The organism is Rhizobium sp. Root1220 (assembly GCF_001426265.1).
In the GTDB taxonomy this organism is placed as follows: Bacteria; Pseudomonadota; Alphaproteobacteria; order Rhizobiales; family Rhizobiaceae; genus Rhizobium.
This window is the reverse complement of record NZ_LMDG01000035.1, coordinates 170,470-194,222: the sequence shown is the minus strand read 5'-3', so window position 1 is coordinate 194,222 and position 23,753 is coordinate 170,470. Positions and strand designations below refer to the sequence as shown.

Genomic DNA, 23,753 nt, shown 5'->3' with positions numbered 1-23,753 from the left:
CCCAGCGTCAGTCGAAACGCAGCCCGGTAGCCGGATCAAAGAGGTGTATCGCCTCGCGGTCGACGGAAAGCGCCAACGCCTGACCGCTGTCCAATGGCGTGCGGGCTGGCAGGCAGGCCATCAGCCGCTGAACACCAACGAAGGCCGTTACGACAAGTTCGGGGCCAGTAAGTTCGGCGACCTCGCAATTCGCAGCAATTGTCGTTCCGCCACCGCCAAGCCGCAGCGCTTCCGGGCGCAGCCCGAGAACCAGCTTCTGCCCGTCTTTTGGTTGCGTCGTCAGATCAGCTGGCAACGGCAGGACGATCTCCGAGCCGTCGATTTCCAGGCCGCCGCCCCTCATCGTCACGTTCAACAGGTTCATCGGCGGGGCGCCAACGAAGGTCGCGACGTAGAGCGTTGCCGGACGGTCGTAGATCTCGGCCGGTGTGCCGAGCTGTTCGATACGGCCGTCGCGCATGACGGCGATGCGGGTCGCAAGGGTCATCGCCTCGATCTGATCATGTGTGACGTAAACGACGGTCGTCCTCAGCATCTGGTGCAGACGCTTGAGTTCGGTGCGCATCTCCATGCGCAACTTGGCGTCAAGGTTCGACAACGGTTCATCGAAGAGGAATACTTGCGGCTTGCGCACCAGCGCCCGGCCGATGGCCACGCGCTGACGCTGACCGCCGGACAGCTGGCTGGGCTTGCGATCGAGTAGGCTTTCGATCTGAAGTAGCTTGGCGGCGTCGCGCACGGCCTTGTCGCGCTCGTCGGCCGGAACCTTGCGCATCTCCAGGCCGAAGCCGATGTTCCGGTGAACCGTCAGATTCGGGTAGAGCGCGTAAGACTGGAACACCATGGCGATGTCGCGATCCTTCGGATGCACGCCAAGTACCGAGCGGGTGCCGATACGCACATCGCCGCTCGTTGCCTCAGCCAAGCCCGCAATGATGTTCAACAGGGTGGACTTGCCGCAACCAGACGAGCCCAGCAGAACCAGGAATTCGCCGCTCTCAAGGGCGATGTCGATGCCTTTCAGCGTCTCGACCTCGCCGTACGTCTTGCGGATGTTCTGGATCTCGAGCGCGCTCATCGAACGGTCTCCTCGGAAGCTGTTTGTCCGCCATAGCTGCGGGGGAGGGTGGAAATGGCCCGCGACGCGACCGTGGTGCCGGCTGACAGGCAGGCAGAAACGGACTTGCCGTCGGCAAGTGCCGCGAGAAATGCGGCGTTGAAGACATCGCCTGCGCCGATCGTATCGACTACCCTAACGGAAGGAGCCGCCACCGAAACCAGCTGGCCGTCAGAGCCGATTGCAAGCGCTCCATCCGGGCCGCGCTTGACGACGACGATCGCGCCTTCGGGCATGTGCGATCGGATTTCACGGGCCGCCTCGATCGGATCTTCAAGGCCTGCGAGCATGGTCGACTCGACCTCGTTCAGAAGCGCAATCCCGCAACGCGAAAGCCAGTCCCGCGTGGCGTCGCAATTTTCGACCGTCCAGCCTTCGAGCGGCCAGCCGGTGTCGAGCGCAACGGTTACGGCGTGCTTGTCCGCCCAGTCGAAAAAGGCATCGTATTCCTGCGTTAGTTCGTCCGTGAGGAACGAGCCGCAAAGCAGCGCGTAACCGCCCGAAAGCCTTGTATCGTCCAGGACAGCGAAGACATCAGCGAGGCTGAAGCGGGGCAGATGTCCGCGCGTGGTAAAGAACGTGCGCTCGCCGTCCGGATGCGTAATGCCGACCGATAACGTCGTTCCCTCCGGTCGCACCGGCCATTTAGCAGCGCGTCCGCCGAAGGCCTCGCTCAGCCAGCGGCCGAACTGGTCGTTGCCGACATTCGCGGCGATCTCGAACTCGACCCCGAGCGCTTCCCAGGCAAGGGCGCTGTTTCCGGCGGCTCCGCCGACGCGCAACTCGTCGTGGTCGACGATGATCTCCGTTCCTGCCTTCGGCCAGGGAGCTGCAGGGCCGAGAATGAGATCGACGTTGACATTGCCGATGACAGCGAGGGGCCGCATGTTATTCGCTCCGGGTGATCTTGGTGGTGCGCACCGGCGTTCCGGCATTCTCGACACGCGCATCGGCAAAGGCGATCATCAATCGCTGCGCCGTCGGGAGCATCGAGAAGACGGCCGCTAGCCCCGTGGCTGGCTTGAAGCCTACGGTCACCGCGCCTTCAACCGGATCTTCGCCGGACGCGTCGAAGACGACCACCGGAGCGCCCGTTTCAACTGCGGAAACGGCCATTGCGGTGACAAGGCTTGTCGTATCGTCCTTGCCACGGAAGAGAATGACTCCGATTTTTGGCCCCAGCATTTCCATGGGTCCATGCCGCAGCTGACCGCCCTCCAGCGAAAAGCAGGGAAGGCGCGAAAGCTCGGTGAGACCAAGCGCCAACGCTTCGGCAACGCCCTGCAGGCGGCGCCCGGATGTCACGGCTGTGGCGACGTCTTCCAGCGAAGCCAGCGCGGCCTCGATGGCGGGCGTTTCTGGAGATGCCAGTGCGGCAAGCGCTTCCGCGGGATCCTCGCCGAGAGCGGCGAGGACGGCGAGATGGAGCGCAAAGCTGACCGTCAGGCTGCGGGTTGCCGCAAATGCCAGTTCCGTGCCGCCGGCACCGATCAGCGACGTCGCTGAACGGGCAAGGAATGATCCGCCTTCGAGCGTCAGGCCGAACGTGTCCGTCCTACCGCCGGTTTCGTTGAACCAGCGGACGACTTCCGCACTTTCGCCCGATTGGGAGGTCACGAGAACGGTGCGCCCGTCGAGCGAGAGCGGTTGTCCCAATTGCTCGGACAGCGGCAGGGCAATCGCATCGATGCCGAGTCCGCGATAAAGCGGTTCGACGGCGCGGCCGACTGCGTGTGAGCCGCCCATGCCGAGCAGCAGCAGTTTGCCGGTTTTTCTCAACGATACCGCGACTGTCTCGGCGACAGCCTTCGCGTTTTCGTAGGAAGCCAGAGCATCGTCGTGTTGGCGTGCCATCTCCCGGTCGATTGCAACGAGGCCGACGGGTCGTGTGTTTTGCTGGGTCATGATCATCCCTTGACGCCGCCGCTTGTCAGCCCCGAAATCAGGGCACGTTGCATGACGAGACCGACCAACACCGGTGGCAGGGCGGCCAGCACACCGGCGGTCGCGATCAGTCCGTAATCAGAGACACGGCCGCCGGCCAGATCGGCAATGGCGACCGTGAGTGTCTTGGCGCGCTGGTCGGAGGTGAACAGCAGCGCATAGAAAAATTCGTCCCAGGCGAGCAGAAAAGCGAACAGCGCCGAAGTGGCCATGACCGGCATGGCAAGCGGCAGCGTGATGATCCGCAAGGTCTGGAACAGGCCCGCGCCATCGATCATCGCCGCAGCTTCGATTTCCTTCGGAATCGAATCGAAACCCGATTTCATCAGCCATGTGGTGAAGGGTGCGAGGATCGTCAGGTACACCAGCGCGAGGCCGAAGACGTTGTTCAGCATGCCGAGATGCGCGAGGCCCATGTATAGCGGCACGGCGAGTGCCACCGGTGGCAGCATGTAGGTGGCAATCACCATCGACAACGACCAGCCCACCGAGGGTGTGCGCGAAACGGCCCAGCCGGCGGGGATGGCGAGCGCGATTGCCGCGATCGTCGCCATGGCCGCCACCTCGATGCTATTTCGCAGCGATGAGGTAAAGGCGGCGCCGGCGCTGTTTTCCAGCGTTGAGAGCAGGATGCCATAGCGGGAGAAGTCCGCCGACTGCGGCCACCACCGAAGCGGTTTTGCTGCAAGATCGGCAGCCGGCGAGATGCTCATGATGAAGAGCCACAGGATCGGCGCCAGGATGACGGCCGCCAGAAGCAGCGCGCAGGCATGGATGAAGGCGGTGAAGACAGGGCTTCTGCGTTCCATCAGGCGGCACTCCCGGCGGTCTTGCGGACAAGGGCGGCGTAGGCTGCGGCAAGCACCGTCACCAGCAGTGTTACGATCAGCGCAAGTGATGCGCCTGAGCCCGCCCGCTGGAAGGAGAACGCCTCCTGATAGACAAGGATCGAAAGGGTGCGCGTGCTGTTGGCCGGGCCGCCGCGCGTCATGACCCAAATGATGTCGAAGACCTTGAATGCCTCGATCGTGCGCAGTACCAGCGCGACCATCAAAGGCCCGGCGAGATAGGGCAGGATGACGAAGCGAAACCGAGAAACCGGGCCGGCACCATCGACCAGCGAGGCTGCCGTGATGTCGCGCGGGACAGCCTGCAGGGCGGCAAGGGCGATCAGGGCCACCAACGGAAAATTCTTCCAGCAATCGGCGACGATCAGCGCCGCAAGCGCGGTCCCGGGTTCGCCGAGCCAGGAACGATAGGCGTCGATAAGGCCGAGTTGAGTGAGCGCTGCATTCAGTGCACCATACTCCGGATTGTAGATCAGGCGCCAGAGCGTGGCGTTGACGACGGTCGGCAACGCCCAGGGGAGGATCATCAGGGCGCGAAGGACAGCACGGCCGTGGAAATTCTGGTTGAGAAGAAGCGCGGCCAGGACGCCGATGACCATTTCAGCTGCAACCGAAACGACCGCGAACCACGTCGTCGTGACAAGCGTACGCTGGAAGTTAGTGCCGGAAATCATCTTCACGTAGTTGTCGATGCCGACGAAATTGCCCGCTGTACCGACCAACTTGGCATCGGTGAAGGAGAGGCCGACGGTATCAATCAACGGCCATCCGATGACGGCAATCATCACCACGAGCAGCGGCAGCATCAAGAGCCACGCACGGGTTGTCATCCAGGTGCCGGACATAAGGCGCCCTCTCAAGTTCATCGGAATGGAACGGGGGACCAGGCGGCCTTGCCGGCCGCCTGGAGGCAGTATCAGAGGCCGCTGTTTTCCGCGGCGGACTTCAGCGCGTCTTCAGGCGACGACTGGCCAAGCAGCGATTCCTGGATCGCTTGCTGAAGCGCGGTCGAGAGTTCCTGGTACTTCGGCGTCGTCGGGCGCGGATACATGGCGGCGAGACCGATCTTGGCGGCGGAGATCAGTTCCTCCTGGCCCTTCGTCACCGCGGGGTCCTCGTAGGATGAGGCCCAGATCGGCAGGCTGAGTTTGGCATACTGGTTCTGTGTCGCCTGCGACGTCATGAAGGTGATGTACTTCCAGGCCTCGTCGGGATGCTTGCTGGCGGCGGTGATGCCGAGCCCCATGGAGCCGTTGACGGCCGAGGCTTCGCTCTTGCCCGCAACACCCGGGGCCGGAACGACGCCGACCTTGCCTGCGACCTTGCTGTCCTTCGGGTCGTTGGCCATGTTGTACATGTAGGTCCAGTTCAGCGCGAAGGCGGCATCACCGTTTTGGAAGACCTTGCGGACGTCTTCTTCGAGGAATTCCTTGGAATTCGGGTTGGTCAGGCCGGATTTGTAGCTGGAGACCATGTAGTTCAGCGCGTCGAGACCGCCACCGTTCTGGAAGTCCGGCTTGCCGTCCTTCAGGAAGTCGCCCTTGTAGGCGCTGACCAGCGTCGTGTAGTCGCAGATCGCGGCTTCCGCCTGCGACCAGCTCCAGGCGATCGGCGTTGCCAGCAGACCCTTGTCCTTGATGGTCTTAGCCTGCTCCGTCAATTCGTCCCAGGTCTTCGGAGGGGCTTTGATGCCGGCCTTTTCAAGGATTTCCTTGTTATAGAAGAGGTATTTGGTGTCGAGGATCCACGGCATGCCATAGGACTTGCCGTCATACTGAACGGTGGTCCACGCGCCCGGCAGGACGCCCTTCTTCATGTCGTCGTCAATTCGCGAGGAGACGTCGACAAGCACCTTGTTGGTGGCGTATTCGGCCGGCCAGATCACGTCGAACAGGACGACATCGTATCCACCGCCGGATCCCTGTGCCAGCACGGTCTTGTCGTGCAGGCCTTCATAGGGAACGAATTCGAGATTGACCTTGACGTCAGGGTTCGCCTTGGCGAAAGCCTCGGTCATGGCGCGGACGTCCGCCTCGCTGTAGGCAGCCTGCGCCATGAACAGCGCATTGATCGTCGTTTCGGCAAAGGCATGCGGTGCGAAGGATGCGCCGATCAATGCTGCGCCGAGCAGTGTCTCGTTTAGGGATTTCAACATTCCAGCCTCCAGTGTTTTTTGACATTCACGCGATTTCCGCTGGCGACAAGGCGTCGCCATCGGCTGTCGTAACGACACCCGGCTTGCCGGCTGCCATATTTCGGAGCGTCGTCGGAGCCTTTTGGCGGCCCGCTTCGTTCCCTGGAACTCTTCGGTTCCTTAATAAGTCAATTGTCTTGACTTATTTCTTCTTCAATATCTAATTGCTGTCAAGAGGGAATTCGACATGAACGAAGCGCGGCCGATAAGGGCCAAGAGCGGCACCAATCACGAAGGCACCAGCGCCCACAACCGGCGTGTGATGATTGATGCCCTCAGGGTGAATGGAGCGCTCTCCAGAGCCGACCTGGCGCGCGCATCGAAGCTCACGAAGCAGACGGTGTCGAACATCATCGATGAACTCGAACGGGACGGGCTCGTGACCGCGCAGGAGGTTGTCCGCAAGGGCAGGGGCCAGCCCTCGACGCCTTATCGGCTTGTCCCGGAAGGAGCCTTTGCAATCGGTCTCCAGATCGATCGCCACGTCACGCGGGCGATCGCCGTCGATCTGGTCGGAAATATCCTCACCCGTGCCGAAGCGAACCTGCCGCCGGATGGGCCGTCGAGCGGCGTCACGGTCATCCTCGATCTGGTTGGGACCGTCCGCCGGGAGCTGGGGGCTCTGGTGGTTCAGTCGGAGCGTCGGCTGGTCGGCCTCGGGGCGGCCATGCCGGGTCCTTTCGGCGTGGCGACCGCCGGAGACGATCCCTGGATGATGGCGGCATGGCAGCAGTTTCCATTGCTTGAAACATTGGCGGCGGGAACGGGACTGAACGTCGGCCTGCAGAATGACGCGGCCGCCTGCGCCACCGCGGAGCGCATGGTCGGCGCCGCACATGGGCTCGATCACGCAGTTTGCCTTTATCTAGGATACGGCATCGGCGCCGGCCTGATCCTGGGAGGCGAACTCTATAGCGGGGCGAACGGCAATGCCGGTGAGATCGGCATGGCGCTGCTGTCCGCCAGTGGTCACCCTACACCGCTCGAGCACCGCGCCTCGCTCGCGTCGCTGTACCAGCATCTAACGATCGATCCGGCGGATCCCTCCCTTTACGCCAAGGTCAATGATCTCGCCTCCAGGAATGATCCGAGGATACTCTCCTGGATCGAGGAAGCAGTCACGGATCTGCGCTGGAGCCTGCACCTGCTAGAGACCATATTCGATCCGCAGACTGTTATTCTTTGCGGCGGTGCGCCGGAGGCGCTGGCGAGACGCCTCGTCGAGGCGATGGAACCCCTCCTTCCGTCGATCGCGGACCGACCGAACCGATCGATTCCACGGTTCCAGCTTGGCATGACCGACCCATGGGCCGTGGCGCTGGGGGCGGCTGCCGATCCGATCAGCCGTGCATTCGACCCTCGCTTCGCCGCGATCCTCAAGGACTCGCTGTAGTCGAGGCGCTATTTGTGGATCGGATCGATCCACGGAACGTTCTCAGGCTTCTCGACCGGCTCGATGTCGAGGTTAACGACAACGGGATCCTGCCCCGAGCGGACCAGGACGCATTCCAGTGTTTCGTCGCGGCTGGCATTGATTTCCTGATGCGGCACGAAGGGCGGAACGTATATGAAATCGCCCGGTCCGGCTTCGGCGGTATATTCCAGGTGCTCGCCCCAGCGCATTCGCGCTTTGCCCTTCACCACGTAGATAATGCTTTCGAGGTCGCCATGATGGTGCGCACCGGTCTTGGCGTTGGCATGGATAGTGACTGTTCCGGCCCAGATCTTTTCGGCGCCCGCGCGGGCATTGTTGATCGCCGTGGCCCGGTTCATTCCCGGGGTCTGTGCTGTATTGGGGTCGAGTGAATTTCCGGGGATGACCTTCACGCCGTTGTCCCGCCAGTCGATGGCAGGATGCTCGTGTTGGGGATCACCGTCACCGTTGTTGTGATCGTGCGTCAATTCCGCCTCCCTTGCATGTTGCGGTGTCAGAGACCGCGCACCCCGCGGAGTTCATCGAGTTTGCCGCGAAGCCTGCGCTTCACTTCCTCATCCTGCTGTTCCATGGCAGCGAGCATTTCGCGAAGTGTTCCCCGTAGCCCGTGGATCTGGTCAATCAGGTCCATGACGAGATCGACCCCGGCTTCGTTGACACCCATATCCCGGGTCAGATCGAGTATCAGCCGGCCGCGTGCTATGTCGGCATCGTGGAATTCCCGGTTGTCGCCACGTGTTTCGGGAACGAGCCATCCCTGCTCGACCCAGACTTCGAGCACGGTCACGTCGATCTTCAGAAAACGGCGGAACTCAAGATCATCCATGGCTATTCTCCCATGTTGTTTCTCGGATCTTGCGGGTTGGCAGGACTCCAGCTCGTCATGAAATCCGTAAGCTGTTGGTCGGGCGCCTCAGGCAGGACGATCTTGAGCGTCACATAGATATCACCCGCCACGCCGTCGCGCTTCGCCACGCCCTTGCCCTTCAGACGAAGAACCTTTCCGGTGTTTGAGTTGGGTGGAAGGGTCAGGTTGACCGCGCCGGACGGCGTCGGCACCCGCACTTTGCCGCCCAGTACCGCCTCGGATAGCGAAATGGGGAGGTCGAAGCGGATATCGTCGCCGTCGCGAACGTAGAAGCGATGCGGGCGGACCCTGATCTCGACCAGCGCATCCCCGGACGGGCCACCGCCGATGCCGGGATCGCCCTTGCCCTTTAGCCGCAACGTCTGCCCGTCGCGCGTTCCGGCCGGAATTTGAAGCTCGAGCGCCGGTCCGTCAGGAAGCCGTATCTGGGTCTTTGTCCCGTTGACGGCGTCGAGGAAGTCAACCTCCATCGAAAATTGCCTGTCCTGCCCATGCGCGCGAAATTCCCCGCCGCGTGACCTGCGCGAAAAAAAGCTGGAGAACATATCGTCGCTGTCGCCGAAATCGGCAAAGCCGGAGCTGTTTTGATAAGGGTTGCCGGGGCCGGCCGCGGAGGCATAGTCGCGGTAATAGTTGCGCGGCGCCTGTTCGGCCCCTGTGATGTCGATCTCACCACGGTCGAACCGCCCGCGCTTGTCCTCGTCGCCCAGGATCTCGTAAGCGCCGGAGATTTCCTTGAAACGCTCTTCAGCCTTCTTGTCGCCCGGATTGAGGTCGGGATGAAGTTTCTTCGCCAGCTTGCGGAAGGCGCTCTGAATGTCCTTCTGCGTGGCGTCCTTTTTCACACCCAGAAGCTCGTATGGATCGCGGCTCATACATGTCTCCGGTTCAGCCGCCGGAAATCGCCGGCTTTTTGCGATTTATATAGGGTGCCATCCTTGTTGCTGCGAGAGTTGCCATCAATCGCGGCGCAGGTTGAGTTCACTGGTGATCACTCGCTCTCCGGACGTCGGGTCCTTGTCGATCGTCTGGATGCGAATTGTATTGGCGTTGACGCGCTGGATCGTCATGTTGGCGCTGCGATCACCATTGATGATCCTGGACCATCGCACAGCAAGATTGATCGCATCACCGCTGCGCTTGCCCTGGAGGCCTGAGACTCCACCGGAGGGGCCGATGTAGCTGCCGGCATATTGATTGTCGGTCGCCGTCAGCTGTGCCGAAACCTCGCGCGACACGACGATCATCCCTCGGCATGTCCCGTTCATCGAAAACACTTCGCCATTTGCCTTCGACTGAAAACTGCAATTGAGATTGATGGGCGAGGAACTCGTGCTTCGTTTCATCATTCCGCCACCGGTCCACTCGCCGGCCAGCGACTTCAGAAACGGCCCCTCGTCCGCTGCGGCAGATGTGACGGCGAGCAGCCAGGTTGCGAGCGCAGTTAGACAAAAACTCCTCATCACTTCCTCCCAGATGTCATGTCTGCCAGGAATGCGTCACCAGGCCCAAGGTTCCTGGCGAAGGCTAGTGTCATCTCGTCAACGGCGGTAGCCTCAAGTCGCAGGCGTGCTCAGGCAACGGAAAAGCTGAGATGCGTCCCTTCGCCGAGCACAATCTCCATGTCGCCTTGCGAGGTCAGTTCGATTGCCCCGCAAAGTGTACCGGTTGTAATCAGAGCGCCGCTTCTGAGCGACGTATGAGGCCGGACCTTGTCATTGGCGTAGTCCAGCAGCCACACCAGCACATCGCCCTTCGGATGCTGCGCCGGACCATCATAAATCGGCTGACCGTTCAGGGTAACACGGATGGGCGTGTTCGTGATCGTATCGATCACGCTCTTCGGCAACGTTGGACCGAGAACATAACCCCTGTTGCCGATCCGGTCCGCCAGGAAGAGCAGGAAGGACAGCGCGCCGGCTTCTTCGATGCTGCTCGCCAATAGCTCTGCACCAAGATAGGCTTCGGAAATGGCATCGGCGATTTCAGCGCGGGTATAAATGCCGTCGGTGCGCACCGGCAAATCCTTGCCTAGGCGCACCGCCACCTCCGCCTCGAACTTCATGCCCGGCTGCCAGCCAATCGTTGCTCCTGAAGACGCCTCGAAATAGGGATTGAGTGGCGCGGTAACCGGATGGCCGTCGGGCGACATCGCCACTTTCCAGGCAGCTGTCGAGATGCGCTCTTCCGCCGCCAGAAAATTCTGCGCATCCATGGCATCCCTTAGCGTGCCCGGCAAAACGAAGTCTGCGGTCGGGGCTTCCTTGCCCGCCTTCTGAAGGCCGTGAAGTCGCGCTGCGAGCGCCCGTGGATCGAAATCCTCGGTGGATGAAACTGCCATGTCGTATTTTCCTCACCTGATCCTGTCATGCCACACTACCGGCATTGGTAAATGGGGCAAGGGGCCGATAGGGAAAGACTGTCATGCCATCTCGGCATACCAGCGGCGGCGATAATCGCGCAGCCCCGGAATATCGCGGGGCACGAAATTTTGCTCGGCACCAGTCACCGGGTGGATGCCGGCCAGCAGCGCCGCTCCGGCACTCGTGCCGGTCGAGCCTGGGACGGCAATGACGTCTCGATCAATCAAGCTGGCGAGCACGGCGAGATACGTCTCGTTGATGGAAAACGGGCCTTCGACAACGACCGGTCCTTTCGCGCCGATGAGGTCCAGGCACGCTTCGCTCATCAACGCCAGATAGAGACAGGCGGCCGCATAACGTTCCTCCGCAGTCGCACCGTCGTCGTTGATCCAGCGTCGGATTTGGCCTGAAAAAGGGCCGGATCCCAGTGCAACGTTGGGCAGCAGCATCATGCCCTTTTCGATCACCGGTGCGATCGCAATGCTAGCCTTGTCCTTCGACACAGGGCCAATCTCGGCTGACAGCGTCTCGAATTCTCGCCCGCCCATGAAACGGGAGGAGGGTACGGCGCGGCCATAGGCATCGACATTCGCCAGCGTATCGCGTTTCGGGTCAAGGTGATCGAGATCGCCGCCGACGCCGAAACTGACGACCCAGGTGCCTGTCGAAATGACGGCGAAGGGTGCCTGGCGATTGACGAGATGCGGGAGCAGCGACGCGTTCGAATCGTGGATGCCGCAATAGACAGGAATCGGGGCAGCGAGACCGATCTCGTCGGCGATGGCGGACAAGACGGGACCGAGCGCGTCGAAAGCCGAGCGGATCGGCGCCATTCGGGTCCTGATATCGAGTTTGTCGACAAGGCTCGAGTATGTCGATGTCCGCGGGTTCCAGAGATCCGTGTGGCAGCCGAGCGACGTCAACTCGTTCACCGCGACGCCGGTCAGACGTGCCGCCCAGTATTGCGGATAGGTGACGATCGTAGTTACCTTCGCGAAGATCTCCGGAAACGCGACCTGCTGAAAGTGCAGTTGTGCGCCGACGTTCAGCCCCATCGATTGGGGAGGCGAATAGGTTTCCTCGAAGGGTGGGCGCAGCGCTGCATAGGCGTCGATGATCGGCTGCGGATATTCATACTCATAGTCCAGCACCGGCATGGCCAATGCTCCGGTGGCGTCAAGCAACGCGGCAGAAGCGCCATGGGTCGTAATCGAGATTGCATCAAACCCGGGCGAGGTCGCAAAGCGCTTGAACGCGCCAACCGCGAAGGCCCACAGCGCATCAGTGTCGTAGTGCGGATAAAGACCTGTTTCCACGACGGTGTTCGGCGTCTTGACGCCGGCGATTTCCGCGCCGGTCGCGCTGTCGAGCACAACGACCTTGGCATTGGTCTTGCCGATATCGAGAACGGCAACGCGGGCGAATTGTGGGTTAGCGGTCATGGCATATGAAAGACGGTGACGAGATCGCTCTGGACGGGGGAACTGTCCGGGTTGGTCGCCATGATATCGGCCATGTGCATCCACCATTTCTTCATGACGGGATGCTCGGGCAAGCTTGCGAGCGTGTTGTCGCTGGTGCGGGTCAAGACGCCGAACAGAGTATTCGTCTCGCGGTCGAGATGGATAGAATAGTCACTAGCGCCGGACTGGTGCAGCAAATCGACCAGTTCCGGCCAGATTTCGTCATGCCGCTTGCGGTACTCGGCTTCCATGCCCGGGTTGAGCATCATCTTGAAGGCGTGTTTTTCCATCGTCATTTGGAACTCATGGATTTGATGCGTCGCGCGATGATCGGGATCGCGATGGTGATGATCAGCAGCAGGCCGATGAAGATCGACATGACGATGCCGGGGACATTCAACAGGCCAAGGCCGAAGGTCACGAGGCCCATGACGAATGCAGCGATCACGACGCCACCGATCTTGCCGGAGCCGCCCAGGATCGAGACGCCGCCCAGCACGACCATGGTCACGACTTCGAGTTCCCAGCCCTGGGCAATCGAAGGACGAGTGGAACCGAGCCGAGAGGTTAGGCAGACGGCAGCCACGCCGCTCATGACACCGGTAAGCATGAACAGGATGAACTTCACACGCTCGACCGGGATGCCAGAGAAGCGGGCGGCGAAATCGTTGTTGCCGATCGTATAGACTTGGCGGCCGAAATTGGTGGCGTGCAGCAGGACCGCGAAGAGGATCGCCACGACGATGAACAGCACGAACTCGAAGGAAAAGACCCAGAACACATAACCCTGGCCGAAGAAGGCAAAATCCTCAGGATAGCCGCCATAGGCCTGGTCACCGAGCACGATGTAGGAAATGCCGCGAAACAGGCTCATCGTGCCGATGGTGACGACGATCGACGGGAGTTTCATGACGGATACAAGGAAACCGTTGAACATGCCGCAGAGCAAACCGACGCCGATACCGATGAGGACGAGGCCCGGCGCGCCGACGCCGACCTGCGCTGCCGCTCCCATGGCGGTCGAGGCGAGCGCGATGATGGCGGCGACCGACAGGTCGATCTCTCCGGATATGACCAGCAACGCCATCGCAAAGGCGATCATCGCCTTTTCCGTAAAGTTGAAGGTCGCGTCGGACAGGTTCCAGGCATCCAGGAAGTAGGGGGAGGCGAGCGAGTTGAAGATGAAGATCAGCACGGCGACGCCGAAGAGCAGGACTTCCCAGCTCGACATGATGCGCTTGAACGGCGTGCCGAGGCGATCGGGGATGACGCGCTTTTCGGCCGGGGTGGAAACGACGGTGCTCATGCTACCACCTCTGGGCTTTCAGCGGCGGCCTTGTCGCGCAGGATGATGCGACCGCGATTGCGCTCGCGCCTTGCATTGAAGACAACCGCGAGAATGATAACGGTACCGGAGATCGCCATCTGCGTGAACGGCGAGATGCCGATGACGGGAAGGGCGTTCTTGATGACACCAAGGAAGAGAGCGCCGAGCACCGTACCGATGACGGAGCCAACACCGCCGGCGATCGAGATGCCACCAATGACACAGGCTGCAACGCTATCGAGCTCGAAGCCGTTGGCAATATCGACATAGGCTACCGCGTAGCGCGAGACCCAAAGATAGCTTGCCAGACCGGCGAGTGCGCCCGACAGCACGAAGGCGAGGAATTTGGTCCAGCCTACATCGATGCCGGCATAGACGGCAGCGGTCGGATTGCCGCCGGCAGCATAGGTGGAGCGGCCGAACTGGGTGTATTTCAGCAGCACATAGATGAGAGCGACGATGATGATGGCGGCCCAGCTCAGGATCGGCATGCCGAGAACGACGGTGCGCGGGACATTCAGGAACGTCGGCGTCATCTGGTGTGCATTCACCCATTCGCCGCCTGAAAGCACGAAGGCCATGCCGCGATAGATGGTGAGGGTGCCGAGGGTCACGACGATAGGCGGGATTTCGAGCGCCCAAACAAGGAAGCCATTGATAGCGCCGAGAAAGGCACCGATCAGGATTGCAGCGAGGATCAGGACGACGAGTGGCAGATCGGGATAGGTCGCGTTCATCATCGCGATGGCCATGCCCGTGAAGGCAAGGTTTGCGGCGACCGACAGGTCGATCGATTTCGTCAGGATCACCGTCATCTGCGCCAGCGCCAGAATGATCAGGATCGACGTGTCGTTGAAGATGCCGGCAAGGTTTCCGGGCGTCGCGAAGCCCTGGGCACGCGTCGAGAAGACGGCAATCATCACCACGATGATGATGAAAAGCAGCGTTTCGCGTTTTTTCAGGAGTCTGGACATGCAGATAACCTCAAGCGTTACCGGTGGCAGCGCGCACCAGCGTTTCCGGCGTCAGGTGCCAGCGGTCGAAGAGGCCGGCTGACAGGCCCTCCTTCATCACGAGAACACGGTCGGACATTCCGATGATCTCGGGCAGCTCCGACGAGATCATGATGATCGAAAGACCCTCGGCGGCGAGCTCGCTGATGAAGCCATGCACGGCCGCCTTCGAGCCGATGTCGATGCCCTTGGTCGGCTCGTCGAGGATGATGACTTTGGGCAGGGTTGCCAGCCACTTGCCGATCACGACCTTCTGCTGGTTGCCGCCGGAGAGCGTCCCGACTGGCACCGAGAGTGCGGCGGCGCGAAGGTCGAGGCGCTCGGCGTATTTGCGGGCGAGTGCGAATTCGTTGGCGGCTTTCAGGAAGCCCTTGCGCGAGGTGCGGCCGAGCGACGGCAGCGTCATGTTCTGGTAGATCGGCATCGGCAGCGCCAGGCCATGGCGGCCACGCTCTTCCGGCACGTAGACGATGCCGGCGCGGATCGCATCCTGCGGCGAGTTGACGGTGATCTCCTTGCCGTCGAGCGTCAGCTTGCCGGAGAGTGGCTTGGTTATGCCGAAAAGAGACTGGCAGAGTTCTGACCGGCCGGCACCGATCAGGCCGTAAATGCCCAGGATTTCGCCCTTGCGCAGACTGAGCGAAATATCCCGGAATTCCGTCTGGTGACAATATTTCTCGACCTGCAGGACCGGTGCTCCGATCTCAACGTCGATCTTCGGAAACGCATTTTCGACGTCCCGGCCGACCATCAGCCTGACGATTTCGTCCTGCGGCGTTTCCTTGAGATCGCCGTGACCGACGGCGCGGCCATCGCGGAAGACCGCAAAATTGTCGGCGATTTCGTAGAGCTCGTCGAACTTGTGACTGATGAAGAGAATGGCCTTGCCCTGCGCTTTCAGGCCTTCGACGATACGGAAAAGATCGTCGATTTCCTTGCGCGAGAGCGCTGCGGTCGGCTCGTCCATAATGACGATTCGAGCCTCGATCGATAGTGCGCGCGAGATCGCCACCAGATGGCGCTGCGCGATCGAGAGGTCCTTCAGGCGGATCGTCGGGTCGATGTTGCTTTCAAGCGAGGTCAACAGCGCCTTGGCGCGGCTGTTCATCTGCTTCCAGTCGATGGTGCGGAATCTTGTGCGCGGCGCATGGCCGAGAAAGATGTTTTCGGCCACCGTCAGCTCGTCGAACAGCACGGTTTCCTGATGAATGGCCGTGACACCTGCGTCGATGGCGGCCTGTGCATTGGCGAAGGTCGTCGGCTTGCCGTCGACAATGATTTCGCCTTCGTTCGGCCGATAGATGCCTGTCAGGATCTTGACCAATGTCGATTTGCCGGCGCCGTTCTCGCCGATGAGCGCGGTGACCTTGCCGGGATAGAGCGCGATGCTGACGTTATCGAGAGCCTTCACGCCGGGGAAGATCTGCGAAATGCCGCGCATTTCCAGAATTGCGGGGGCATTACCCGCCTTTGTGCCCGCGACGGGTTGTTGAAGGGCAGTGTTCATCAGCGTTTACCAGTGTTCAATGGGAAAGTCCCGGCGGCGCGAACCGCCGGGTTTTGCTGGGATGGACGAGGCCTTAGAAGACCTTCGAGAACTGGTCGATGTTCGAAGCATTGTAGACGAACGGATCGGACATGGCGGCTTCGCCCTTGTCGTCGATCTTGATCTTGCCCATACGGCCTGCTTCGATCTCCGTGCCGGGCTCGCCGGTCGCGTCACCCTTGACCAGGTGGTAGGCGATCTGGGTTGCCGAATAACCGAGGTCGATCGGGTTCCAGATGGCGAATTCCTTCGTCGCACCGGACTTGATCGCGCCAGCCATTTCGGACGGCAGGCCCAGGCCGGTCACGTAGACCTTGCCGACGAGGCCCTTGTCTTCAACGACCTTGGAAGCGGCCAGAACGCCGACCGTCGTCGGAGCGACGATGACCTTGACGTTCGGGTTCGACTTCAGCAGACCTTCGGCTTCGCGGTAGGACTTGTCGGACAGGTCATCGCCGTAAACAGTAGTGACGAGGTTCAGACCGTCGAAATCCTTGAGCTGCTTCTTCATCTGGTCGATCCAGATGTTCTGGTTCGTCGAGGTGGTGGTTGCGGACAGGATGGCGAAGTCGCCCTTGCCACCTTCGAGATGATCCTTGGCGAGCGTCAGGCACATCTTGCCGATAAGCTCGTTGGACGAAGGGTTGAGCTGCAGGATGCGGCCGTCCTTTGCGACGCCGGAATCCCAGGAGATGACCTTGATGCCGCGCTGCTTGGCCTTCTTCAGGGCCGGAATGACAGCGTCCGGATCGTTGGCGGAGATGGCGATGGCATCAACGCCCTGGGCAATCAGCGAGTTGATGACTTCGATCTGACCTTCGGCTGTGGTCGAGGTCGGGCCGGTGTAGATCACCTCTACGCCACCGAGTTCCTTGGCTGCTTCCTGAGCGCCCTTGTTGGCGGCTTCAAAGAAGCCGTTGCCGAGAGACTTCACCACCAGTCCGATCTTGATGTCCTTGGCGCTTGCGGCGCCTGCCATCAAGGCCACGGCGAACGCGACGCTGACGGCGAGTGTCTTTGCGAGTTTCATTCTTTCATCCTCCCACGTTGATAAGACTTGACTACATCCTGACGGCGCCACTCAAGCAACCGACGAGGAATCCTCCTTCGCTTGCGAGACCATGCTCGCAATGACGAGCTTGACGCCCGCATCTTCGATCATCCGGACGGAGTCCTCGGGGACTCCGTCGTCGGTGATAATTGTCGAAACGCGGTCGAGCGGGCAAAGGATAAGGCTCGACCGGCGGTGAAACTTGCTGGAATCGACCATGACGATGAGTTCGTCGGCCTGATGCATCAGCTTCTGTTCGCTCTGAATGATCTGCGCGTCGGCTTCCATGATGCCGAGCGGACCGACTCCCTGCGCGCCGATGAAGAAGCGGCGAGCATAGAAATTACGGATCGCGTCGTTGTCGAACGGCGACAGGATAAGGCTCTGTTCGCGGTAGATCACGCCACCGGGCACTGTCACCGTGTTTTTCGAGTGCTTGACCAGATGCTCGGCGATCGCGAACGAGTTGGTCATCACCTGCATGCGATGTGCGGCCATGAAATGCACCATCTGGAACGTGGTCGTCCCGCCATTGATGATGATCGCATCGCCGGGATCGCAAAGATCTACGGCTGCTCGCGCGATTGAGCGTTTTTTATCGATGTTGACCGATTCGGAAACCCGAAACGGTCGTCCGGCGAGATTGCCAAGCTGCGGCGGATGCACGGCTTCTGCGCCGCCACGCACGCGCCGGATCTTTCCCTGCACGTGGAGGGCCGCGATGTCACGCCGGATCGTCGCCTCGGAAGCCTCGGTCAATTCGGAAATATCCTGAATCGTAACAACCGACTTTTCCTGAACGGCGCTCAATATGATGCGATGGCGTTCGCGTTCGTGCATGGGTTCCTCCTAGCTTGCTTATTTCGCAGTTGTGACAAAGTGTCAATCAAAAACGATCAAGAAATTTCATATTGCGCTGCACAATAATCGAATTTGATCGTTTTCGATTGACAATGCCCATTTTGATGAGCGATACCGTCACCGCAAAGGAGCGCTGAGTTTGTTCGCGCTTCAAAGAAATTGACATGGGAGGATGACATGGCGGCAACTGTCCGGCTTCTTGACAATCGTTGGGACGATTCGTATGCGACAGGCCTCGATGAGCCTGGAAAGCTGCTCTATCGCTCGAATCTGCTGGGCGCCGACAAGCGCATCACCAACTACGGTGGCGGCAACACCTCGGCCAAGGTCATGGAAACCGATCCGCTGACCGGCGAAAAGGTCAAGGTTCTCTGGGTGAAGGGCTCTGGCGGCGACGTCGGCACGATCAAGCTCGACGGCTTCGCGACACTCTACCAGGACAAGCTCGATTCGCTGAAGGGCATCTACAAGGGTGTCGAGGACGAAGACCGCATGGTCGGCTTCCTGCCGCATTGCACCTACAACCTGAACAGCCGCGCCGCCTCGATCGACACGCCGCTACATGGTTTCGTGCCTTTCACGCATGTCGACCACATGCATCCGGACGCGATCATCGCGATTGCCGCGTCGAAGAACTCCAGGGAACTGACGCAGAAAATCTTCGGCGCCGATATCGGCTGGCTGCCGTGGCGTCGCCCGGGCTTCCAGCTCGGTTTGGACCTCGAAGCCTTCGTCAAGGCAAACCCGAATTCCAAGGGCGTCGTGCTTGAAAGCCACGGCCTCTTCACCTGGGCGAACGATGCCAAGGTTTGCTACGAGCTGACGCTCGACATCATCAACAAGGCGATCGTCTGGTTTGCCGAGAAGACCGAAGGCAAGACGATCTTCGGCGGCGCCGTCACCCAGAGCCTGCCGGTGGAAGAACGCCGCGCCATTGCCGCCCGCCTAATGCCTGAGATCCGCGGCCGCATCGGCAAGGCAGAACGCAAGCTCGGCCACTTCGACGATCAGGACGCCGTGCTGGAATTCGTCAACTCGAAGAACCTGCAGCCGCTTGGCGCGCTCGGCACCAGCTGCCCAGATCACTTCCTGCGCACCAAGATTCGCCCGCTGATCGTCGATTTCGATCCGGCCAAGCCGGATGTGGACGCGATCGTTGCCGGTCTCGACAAGGCGCTCGAAGACTACCGCGCCGACTACGCCCGCTACTACAACGATTGCAAGCATGCCAATTCGCCCGCCATGCGTGACGCGAACCCGGTCATCTTCCTCGTCCCAGGCGTCGGCATGGTGTCGTTTGCCCGCGACAAGGCCACCGCCCGAATAGCCAGCGAATTCTACGTCAACGCCATCAACGTCATGCGCGGCGCCTCGACGGTCTCCGAATATCAGGGCCTGCCGGAACAGGAAGCCTTCGACATCGAGTACTGGCTGCTTGAAGAGGCTAAGCTGCAGCGCATGCCGAAACCGAAGAGCCTCGCCGGCAAGGTCGCTTTCGTTACCGGCGGCGCCGGCGGTATCGGTCGCGCGACGGCTGCCCGCCTGATCGGCGAAGGAGCTTGCGTGGTTCTGGCCGATATCGACCAGGAAGCACTCGATGGCACCCAAGCCGATTTCGCGAAGCAGTTCGGCGGCGATGCGGTGCGCAGCGTCAAGCTCGATGTCACCAAGGAAGACGGAGTGATCTCGTCCTTCGCGCAGGCCTGCGTCGAATTCGGCGGCGTCGATATTCTGGTGTCGAACGCTGGTATCGCTTCGTCGGCACCGATCGAGACCACCGAGCTTGCGATGTGGAACAAGAACATCGACATTCTCGCGACCGGCTACTTCCTCGTCTCGCGCGAAGCCTTCCGCCTGTTCCGCAAGCAGGATCTCGGCGGTAACGTCGTGTTCGTCGCCTCCAAGAACGGCCTAGCCTCCTCGCCGAACGCAGCTGCCTATTGCACCGCCAAGGCGGCCGAGATCCATCTCGCCCGTTGCCTGGCGCTTGAAGGCGCAGAGGCCGGCATCCGCGTCAACACCGTCAACCCGGATGCGGTCCTGCGTGGCTCGAAGATCTGGAACGGCGAATGGCGCGAACAGCGTGCGGCGTCCTCGAAGATCGAAATCACCGATCTGGAGGAGCACTACCGCAAGCGCTCGATGCTGAAGCTCAACGTCTTCCCAGAAGACATTGCCGAAGCGATCTACTTCTTGGCTTCGGATGTGTCCGCCAAGTCCACCGGCAACATCATCAACGTCGATGCCGGCAACGCACAGAGTTTCCCGCGCTGATCCCTACTTCCGGAGGATCACCCATATTGCGTGGATGATCCCCGGGACGTAGCCACACAGCGTCAGCAGAATATTCAGCCAAAACTGCAGGCCGATACCGACCTGCAGGAATACGCCGACAGGTGGCAGGATGATCGCGACAAGAATGCGTACGATGTCCAAGGTTGCCTCGTTCATGATTTCAGTATTTCACGCATCGAAACGCGGACAGGAGCCGTTGGTTCAATGCGGCAAGGGAGGAATTGATGACAGATAGCCGAATTGCGCAGGATCTGATCGCGCAGGAAAACGACAAGCGCTCAGCTGCGCTCAAATCCGATTACGAGGCGCTCGGCGCCAATCTCTCCCGCCGCGGCGTCGATATAGAAACCATCACTCGGCGCGTGTCGGAGTTCTTCGTTGCCGTTCCCTCATGGGGCGTCGGCACCGGTGGCACCCGGTTTGCCCGCTTCCCCGGCACCGGCGAACCGCGTGGCATCTTCGACAAGCTGGACGACTGCTCCGTCATCAACGAGCTGACGCGGGCAACGCCGAATGTCTCGCTCCACATTCCATGGGACAAGACGGATGCGAAGGAACTCAAGGCAAAGGGCGATCAGCTCGGCCTCGGCTTCGACGCGATGAACTCCAACACTTTCTCGGATGCGCCCGGCCAGAAGCATTCCTACAAATACGGTTCGCTCAGCCACACGGACGCGGCAACGCGGGCGCAGGCTGTCGAGCACAATCTGGAATGCATCGAGATCGGCAAGGCGATCGGCTCGAAGGCGCTCACAGTCTGGGTCGGTGACGGCTCCAACTTCCCCGGCCAGAGCAATTTCACCCGCGCCTTCGAACGCTACCTCGCCTCCATGGCCGACATCTACAAGGCGCTGCCGGACGACTGGAAGTTGTTTTCCGAGCACAAGATGTACGAGCCGGCCTTTTATTCGACCGTCGTGCAGGACTGGGGCACCAACTACATGATCGCCCAGACGCTTGGCCCGAAGGCGCATTGCCTCGTCGATCTCGGCCACCATGCGCCGAATACCAATATCGAGATGATTGTTGCCCGGCTGATCCAGTTCGGCAAGCTCGGCGGCTTCCACTTCAACGATTCGAAATACGGCGACGACGATCTGGATGCCGGCTCGATCGACCCCTATCGCCTGTTCCTGGTCTTCAACGAGCTGGTGGAAGCAGAACAGCGCGGTGTCAACGACTTCAATCCGGCCCACATGATCGACCAGTCGCACAACGTGACCGACCCGATTGAAAGCCTGATCAACAGCGCCAACGAAATCCGCCGTGCCTACGCACAGGCGCTCATCGTCGATCGCAAGGCGCTGGCCGGTTACCAGGACCAGAATGACGCCATGATGGCGAGCGAAGCGCTGAAGCGCGCCTACCGCGCCGACGTCGAACCGATCCTGGCGGAAGCCCGCCGGCGTGCCGGTGGTGCGATCGATCCGATCGCGACATACCGTGCCAGCGGTTACCGCAAGAAGGTTGCGACTGAGCGTCCCGCGTCCGTGGGCGGAAGCGGTGGCATCGTCTAAGCCTCCCAAGGCGACTTGGCCGGGCCGCTGCCAAGCGCGCAGCGGCCCGATTGCGTTTCAGGGTCTCCATTCGCCGGCGATCTGCCGGGTTGCGATATTCAGCCTGTTCCAGACATTGATATTGGCAATGGCGATGACGAGGGCGGCAAGGCTCTTGCCGTCGAAATGCCGCGTGGCTTCGTCCCAGATTTCGTCCGGGACCGGATCGGCACGATCGTTGACACGGGTTACTGCTTCGGTCAGCGCAAGGGCTGCCCGTTCGGCGTCGTTGAAATAGGGCGTATCGCGCCAAGCGCTGACGGCAAAGAGCCGCTCGTCGGTTTCGCCCGCTTTCCTGGCAATACGCGGGTGGCCGTCGATGCAGACGCTGCAGCCGTTGATCTGGCTGGCCCGCAGGTTAACCAGTTCGAGCAGGATCGGCGAGAGGCCTGTTTTGGCCGGCACCGAGGCGAGCGCGATCAGCGCCTGCATTGCTTCCGGAAGAACGACTGCCGGATTTCCCATTCTTGCTTGCATCATGTGTCTCCTTGAGGTGTTTTCCACAATTGACGCCGCCGGCGGTGCACTGTCACACAGTCCCGGTTTCGTTCGTCATGGTGTTGACGGAAGAGCATGGAGGAATGTGACGGATGGACGAGAGAAACTGGCTGGCGGCGGAATTCGAGGCGAACAGGGGGCATCTCAGAGGGGTCGCCTACCGCATGCTGGGATCGCGTGCCGAGGCGGATGATGCCGTGCAAGAGGCGTGGTTGCGGCTGGGGCGCTCCGAAGCCGATGCAATCGGCAATATTGGCGGCTGGTTGACGACGGTTGTCGCTCGGATTTGCCTGGACGTGCTGCGATCAAGAAAGTCGCGGCGCGAAGACCCGCTCGATCTACCGGTGCACGGCGGCATTGCCGATACTGCGACGACTGCCGATCCGGAGCGCGAACTGGTCTTTGCCGATACGGTCGGTGTCGCTCTGCTCGTCGTGCTTCAACAACTCGCGCCCGCGGAGCGTGTCGCCTTCGTGCTGCACGACATGTTTGATCTGCCCTTCGATGACATCGCACCGATCATCCAACGATCGTCGGCGGCGACACGGCAGCTCGCCAGCCGGGCGCGTCGCCGCGTGCAGGGCAAAGGCGAGGCGCCGGAGGCTGACGCCACGCGCAAGCGCAAGCTCGCAAGCGCCTTCCTTGCGGCGTCGCGCACCGGAGATCTCAGGGCGCTGCTTGCCGTCCTCGATCCGCAGGTCGTCTTTACTCCGGATGCGACGGCGATCAGCCTCGGCGCGGTTGGCGAGCTTCGCGGTGCGGAGGCAGTTGCCGAAACATTCAAGGGCAGGGCGCAGGGGGCTCGACCGGCGCTGGTCGACGGCGAGATCTGCTTCGTCGTCGCTATCCGAGGAGAACTACGCGTCGTACTGATGCTTGCCTTTGACGGTGACAGGATCTCCGCCATCGATGCCATCGCCGATCCGGATCGCCTGAACAAGCTGCAATACACGCTGCTGGAAAAATGATAGCGGAGCGGCTGGAGCTCAAGCAGAAAGGGCCGCCGCTTCGTCAGCGACGGCTCTTGCAGGGGCAGGGAAAAGCCCGAAACTCAGCAGTAGCTGCAGGTCGCAGCAGGATTGGTGGAAATCGCGTTCAAGAACTTGCTCACAGGAGAAGCGCGATGTTCGCGTTTGCCGGCTGCCGTCTCGAGGAGTTGCTTGAAGTCGTCAAGCTTCACGCCGTCGGCGCGCATCACCATGGCGATCAGGGGGTCACGGAGGGCTTCGGCTATCGTCAGGTCGTCTCTGGTCTTTCTCATGGTACATCCTCCTTTCGTGGGCGGTCGCCCGTGTTCCACTCCTGCAGCAAGGCTCCTCGGCGTTGACTTTCGCAAGAAGTGGTGTTACCGGTAAGTAACAACGCATTTGTTAC

At 61.0% G+C, this 23,753-nt stretch carries 25 protein-coding genes; 4 read left to right on the top strand and 21 right to left on the bottom strand.

Translation table 11 applies throughout. The features are described 5' to 3' along the window. Positions 1–7: 7 nt before the first annotated feature. The 6 genes from ugpC to ASC90_RS24245 form a co-directional block, all read right to left on the bottom strand. A complete protein-coding gene (ugpC, locus tag ASC90_RS24270) occupies positions 8–1,078 on the bottom strand; it encodes a sn-glycerol-3-phosphate ABC transporter ATP-binding protein UgpC (RefSeq protein ID WP_056546149.1) in 1,071 nt (356 codons plus the stop codon). Then, positions 1,075–2,004: a PfkB family carbohydrate kinase gene (locus ASC90_RS24265; protein ID WP_056546147.1), complete on the bottom strand. Its 930-nt coding sequence runs from the start codon at positions 2,002–2,004 to the stop codon at positions 1,075–1,077. Before ASC90_RS24265 ends, ugpC begins: the two co-directional genes overlap by 4 nt. A gap of 1 nt (position 2,005) precedes the next feature. Beyond that, positions 2,006–3,028, bottom strand: a complete 1,023-nt coding sequence (locus ASC90_RS24260; protein WP_056546145.1) for an SIS domain-containing protein — start codon at positions 3,026–3,028, stop codon at positions 2,006–2,008. Beyond that, positions 3,025–3,870, bottom strand: a complete 846-nt coding sequence (locus tag ASC90_RS24255; protein WP_056546143.1) for a carbohydrate ABC transporter permease — start codon at positions 3,868–3,870, stop codon at positions 3,025–3,027. Before ASC90_RS24255 ends, ASC90_RS24260 begins: the two co-directional genes overlap by 4 nt. Continuing rightward, positions 3,870–4,754, bottom strand: coding sequence for a sugar ABC transporter permease (locus ASC90_RS24250; RefSeq protein ID WP_056546141.1), 885 nt, complete (start codon positions 4,752–4,754; stop codon positions 3,870–3,872). The genes ASC90_RS24255 and ASC90_RS24250 overlap by 1 nt, the downstream gene beginning before the upstream one ends. Before the next feature lie 71 nt (positions 4,755–4,825). After that, complete coding sequence (locus tag ASC90_RS24245; protein WP_056546139.1) at positions 4,826–6,064, bottom strand: extracellular solute-binding protein; 1,239 nt, start codon at positions 6,062–6,064, stop codon at positions 4,826–4,828. 226 nt (positions 6,065–6,290) lie between these two features. Between ASC90_RS24245 and ASC90_RS24240 the strand changes: the two genes are divergently transcribed. Further along, positions 6,291–7,496: an ROK family transcriptional regulator gene (locus ASC90_RS24240; protein ID WP_056546137.1), complete on the top strand. Its 1,206-nt coding sequence runs from the start codon at positions 6,291–6,293 to the stop codon at positions 7,494–7,496. Positions 7,497–7,504: 8 nt separating this feature from the next. Here ASC90_RS24240 and ASC90_RS24235 read toward each other — a convergent pair whose 3' ends face one another. The 12 genes from ASC90_RS24235 to ASC90_RS24180 all read right to left on the bottom strand — a co-directional run bounded on the left by ASC90_RS24235 (position 7,505) and on the right by ASC90_RS24180 (position 18,009). Beyond that, on the bottom strand, positions 7,505–8,005 hold the full coding sequence (locus tag ASC90_RS24235; RefSeq protein WP_056546134.1) for a cupin domain-containing protein: 501 nt from the start codon (positions 8,003–8,005) through the stop codon (positions 7,505–7,507). 26 nt (positions 8,006–8,031) lie between these two features. Then, a complete protein-coding gene (locus ASC90_RS24230) occupies positions 8,032–8,364 on the bottom strand; it encodes a chaperone modulator CbpM (RefSeq protein ID WP_056546132.1) in 333 nt (110 codons plus the stop codon). A gap of 2 nt (positions 8,365–8,366) precedes the next feature. Then, entirely contained in the window at positions 8,367–9,281 is a 915-nt protein-coding gene (locus tag ASC90_RS24225; RefSeq protein ID WP_056546129.1) for a DnaJ C-terminal domain-containing protein, read from the bottom strand. An 84-nt stretch (positions 9,282–9,365) separates the two neighbouring features. Further along, a complete protein-coding gene (locus tag ASC90_RS24220; RefSeq protein WP_056546128.1) occupies positions 9,366–9,869 on the bottom strand; it encodes a hypothetical protein in 504 nt (167 codons plus the stop codon). Between the two features lie 110 nt (positions 9,870–9,979). Further along, entirely contained in the window at positions 9,980–10,747 is a 768-nt protein-coding gene (locus ASC90_RS24215) for a fumarylacetoacetate hydrolase family protein (RefSeq protein ID WP_056546126.1), read from the bottom strand. A gap of 81 nt (positions 10,748–10,828) precedes the next feature. Further along, positions 10,829–12,211 carry an FGGY-family carbohydrate kinase gene (locus ASC90_RS24210; RefSeq protein ID WP_056546124.1) on the bottom strand — a complete coding sequence of 461 codons (1,383 nt, stop codon included), beginning with the start codon at positions 12,209–12,211 and terminating at the stop codon, positions 10,829–10,831. Further along, positions 12,208–12,528, bottom strand: coding sequence for an L-rhamnose mutarotase (rhaM, locus tag ASC90_RS24205; protein WP_056546121.1), 321 nt, complete (start codon positions 12,526–12,528; stop codon positions 12,208–12,210). The genes ASC90_RS24210 and rhaM overlap by 4 nt, the downstream gene beginning before the upstream one ends. Beyond that, positions 12,525–13,538 (bottom strand): ABC transporter permease, encoded by a 1,014-nt coding sequence (locus tag ASC90_RS24200; RefSeq protein WP_056546120.1) that lies wholly within the window; start codon positions 13,536–13,538, stop codon positions 12,525–12,527. The genes rhaM and ASC90_RS24200 overlap by 4 nt, the downstream gene beginning before the upstream one ends. Continuing rightward, positions 13,535–14,533, bottom strand: a complete 999-nt coding sequence (locus ASC90_RS24195) for an ABC transporter permease (protein ID WP_056546118.1) — start codon at positions 14,531–14,533, stop codon at positions 13,535–13,537. Before ASC90_RS24195 ends, ASC90_RS24200 begins: the two co-directional genes overlap by 4 nt. Before the next feature lie 10 nt (positions 14,534–14,543). After that, positions 14,544–16,079 carry a sugar ABC transporter ATP-binding protein gene (locus tag ASC90_RS24190; protein ID WP_056546116.1) on the bottom strand — a complete coding sequence of 512 codons (1,536 nt, stop codon included), beginning with the start codon at positions 16,077–16,079 and terminating at the stop codon, positions 14,544–14,546. 73 nt (positions 16,080–16,152) lie between these two features. Then, on the bottom strand, positions 16,153–17,148 hold the full coding sequence (rhaS, locus tag ASC90_RS24185) for a rhamnose ABC transporter substrate-binding protein (RefSeq protein WP_056546115.1): 996 nt from the start codon (positions 17,146–17,148) through the stop codon (positions 16,153–16,155). A gap of 51 nt (positions 17,149–17,199) precedes the next feature. Continuing rightward, entirely contained in the window at positions 17,200–18,009 is an 810-nt protein-coding gene (locus ASC90_RS24180; RefSeq protein ID WP_056546113.1) for a DeoR/GlpR family DNA-binding transcription regulator, read from the bottom strand. A 198-nt stretch (positions 18,010–18,207) separates the two neighbouring features. On the opposite strand from ASC90_RS24180, the gene ASC90_RS24175 reads away from it, so the two are divergent. Further along, a complete protein-coding gene (locus ASC90_RS24175) occupies positions 18,208–20,304 on the top strand; it encodes a bifunctional rhamnulose-1-phosphate aldolase/short-chain dehydrogenase (RefSeq protein WP_056546111.1) in 2,097 nt (698 codons plus the stop codon). 3 nt (positions 20,305–20,307) lie between these two features. On the opposite strand, the gene ASC90_RS28515 is transcribed toward ASC90_RS24175, so the two are convergent. Further along, the gene (locus ASC90_RS28515; protein ID WP_082520042.1) at positions 20,308–20,466 is read right to left on the bottom strand and encodes a YqaE/Pmp3 family membrane protein; all 159 of its coding nucleotides are present in this window, start codon (positions 20,464–20,466) and stop codon (positions 20,308–20,310) included. 83 nt (positions 20,467–20,549) lie between these two features. On the opposite strand from ASC90_RS28515, the gene rhaI reads away from it, so the two are divergent. Next, positions 20,550–21,842, top strand: a complete 1,293-nt coding sequence (gene rhaI / locus ASC90_RS24170) for an L-rhamnose catabolism isomerase (RefSeq protein WP_056546109.1) — start codon at positions 20,550–20,552, stop codon at positions 21,840–21,842. Positions 21,843–21,899: 57 nt separating this feature from the next. Here the strand turns inward: rhaI and ASC90_RS24165 are convergent, their stop codons facing one another. Then, positions 21,900–22,358, bottom strand: a complete 459-nt coding sequence (locus tag ASC90_RS24165) for a carboxymuconolactone decarboxylase family protein (protein ID WP_056546414.1) — start codon at positions 22,356–22,358, stop codon at positions 21,900–21,902. A 113-nt stretch (positions 22,359–22,471) separates the two neighbouring features. Here ASC90_RS24165 and ASC90_RS24160 point away from each other — a divergent pair, with 113 nt between their 5' ends. Then, a complete protein-coding gene (locus ASC90_RS24160) occupies positions 22,472–23,347 on the top strand; it encodes a sigma-70 family RNA polymerase sigma factor (RefSeq protein WP_056546107.1) in 876 nt (291 codons plus the stop codon). Between the two features lie 83 nt (positions 23,348–23,430). Here the strand turns inward: ASC90_RS24160 and ASC90_RS24155 are convergent, their stop codons facing one another. Continuing rightward, a complete protein-coding gene (locus tag ASC90_RS24155; protein WP_056546105.1) occupies positions 23,431–23,640 on the bottom strand; it encodes a hypothetical protein in 210 nt (69 codons plus the stop codon). Positions 23,641–23,753 lie beyond the last annotated feature (113 nt).

Bases quoted from the DNA above. Each gene is read 5' to 3' on its own strand.
- ugpC (WP_056546149.1), bottom strand. From the start codon at position 1,078: ATGAGCGCGCTCGAGATCCAGAACATCCGCAAGACGTACGGCGAGGTC.
- ASC90_RS24265 (WP_056546147.1), bottom strand. From the start codon at position 2,004: ATGCGGCCCCTCGCTGTCATCGGCAATGTCAACGTCGATCTCATTCTC.
- ASC90_RS24260 (WP_056546145.1), bottom strand. From the start codon at position 3,028: ATGATCATGACCCAGCAAAACACACGACCCGTCGGCCTCGTTGCAATC.
- ASC90_RS24255 (WP_056546143.1), bottom strand. From the start codon at position 3,870: ATGGAACGCAGAAGCCCTGTCTTCACCGCCTTCATCCATGCCTGCGCG.
- ASC90_RS24250 (WP_056546141.1), bottom strand. From the start codon at position 4,754: ATGTCCGGCACCTGGATGACAACCCGTGCGTGGCTCTTGATGCTGCCG.
- ASC90_RS24245 (WP_056546139.1), bottom strand. From the start codon at position 6,064: ATGTTGAAATCCCTAAACGAGACACTGCTCGGCGCAGCATTGATCGGC.
- ASC90_RS24240 (WP_056546137.1), top strand. From the start codon at position 6,291: ATGAACGAAGCGCGGCCGATAAGGGCCAAGAGCGGCACCAATCACGAA.
- ASC90_RS24230 (WP_056546132.1), bottom strand. From the start codon at position 8,364: ATGGATGATCTTGAGTTCCGCCGTTTTCTGAAGATCGACGTGACCGTG.
- ASC90_RS24225 (WP_056546129.1), bottom strand. From the start codon at position 9,281: ATGAGCCGCGATCCATACGAGCTTCTGGGTGTGAAAAAGGACGCCACG.
- ASC90_RS24220 (WP_056546128.1), bottom strand. From the start codon at position 9,869: ATGAGGAGTTTTTGTCTAACTGCGCTCGCAACCTGGCTGCTCGCCGTC.
- ASC90_RS24215 (WP_056546126.1), bottom strand. From the start codon at position 10,747: ATGGCAGTTTCATCCACCGAGGATTTCGATCCACGGGCGCTCGCAGCG.
- ASC90_RS24210 (WP_056546124.1), bottom strand. From the start codon at position 12,211: ATGACCGCTAACCCACAATTCGCCCGCGTTGCCGTTCTCGATATCGGC.
- rhaM (WP_056546121.1), bottom strand. From the start codon at position 12,528: ATGACGATGGAAAAACACGCCTTCAAGATGATGCTCAACCCGGGCATG.
- ASC90_RS24200 (WP_056546120.1), bottom strand. From the start codon at position 13,538: ATGAGCACCGTCGTTTCCACCCCGGCCGAAAAGCGCGTCATCCCCGAT.
- ASC90_RS24195 (WP_056546118.1), bottom strand. From the start codon at position 14,533: ATGTCCAGACTCCTGAAAAAACGCGAAACGCTGCTTTTCATCATCATC.
- ASC90_RS24190 (WP_056546116.1), bottom strand. From the start codon at position 16,079: ATGAACACTGCCCTTCAACAACCCGTCGCGGGCACAAAGGCGGGTAAT.
- rhaS (WP_056546115.1), bottom strand. From the start codon at position 17,148: ATGAAACTCGCAAAGACACTCGCCGTCAGCGTCGCGTTCGCCGTGGCC.
- ASC90_RS24180 (WP_056546113.1), bottom strand. From the start codon at position 18,009: ATGCACGAACGCGAACGCCATCGCATCATATTGAGCGCCGTTCAGGAA.
- ASC90_RS24175 (WP_056546111.1), top strand. From the start codon at position 18,208: ATGGCGGCAACTGTCCGGCTTCTTGACAATCGTTGGGACGATTCGTAT.
- rhaI (WP_056546109.1), top strand. From the start codon at position 20,550: ATGACAGATAGCCGAATTGCGCAGGATCTGATCGCGCAGGAAAACGAC.
- ASC90_RS24165 (WP_056546414.1), bottom strand. From the start codon at position 22,358: ATGCAAGCAAGAATGGGAAATCCGGCAGTCGTTCTTCCGGAAGCAATG.
- ASC90_RS24160 (WP_056546107.1), top strand. From the start codon at position 22,472: ATGGACGAGAGAAACTGGCTGGCGGCGGAATTCGAGGCGAACAGGGGG.
- ASC90_RS24155 (WP_056546105.1), bottom strand. From the start codon at position 23,640: ATGAGAAAGACCAGAGACGACCTGACGATAGCCGAAGCCCTCCGTGAC.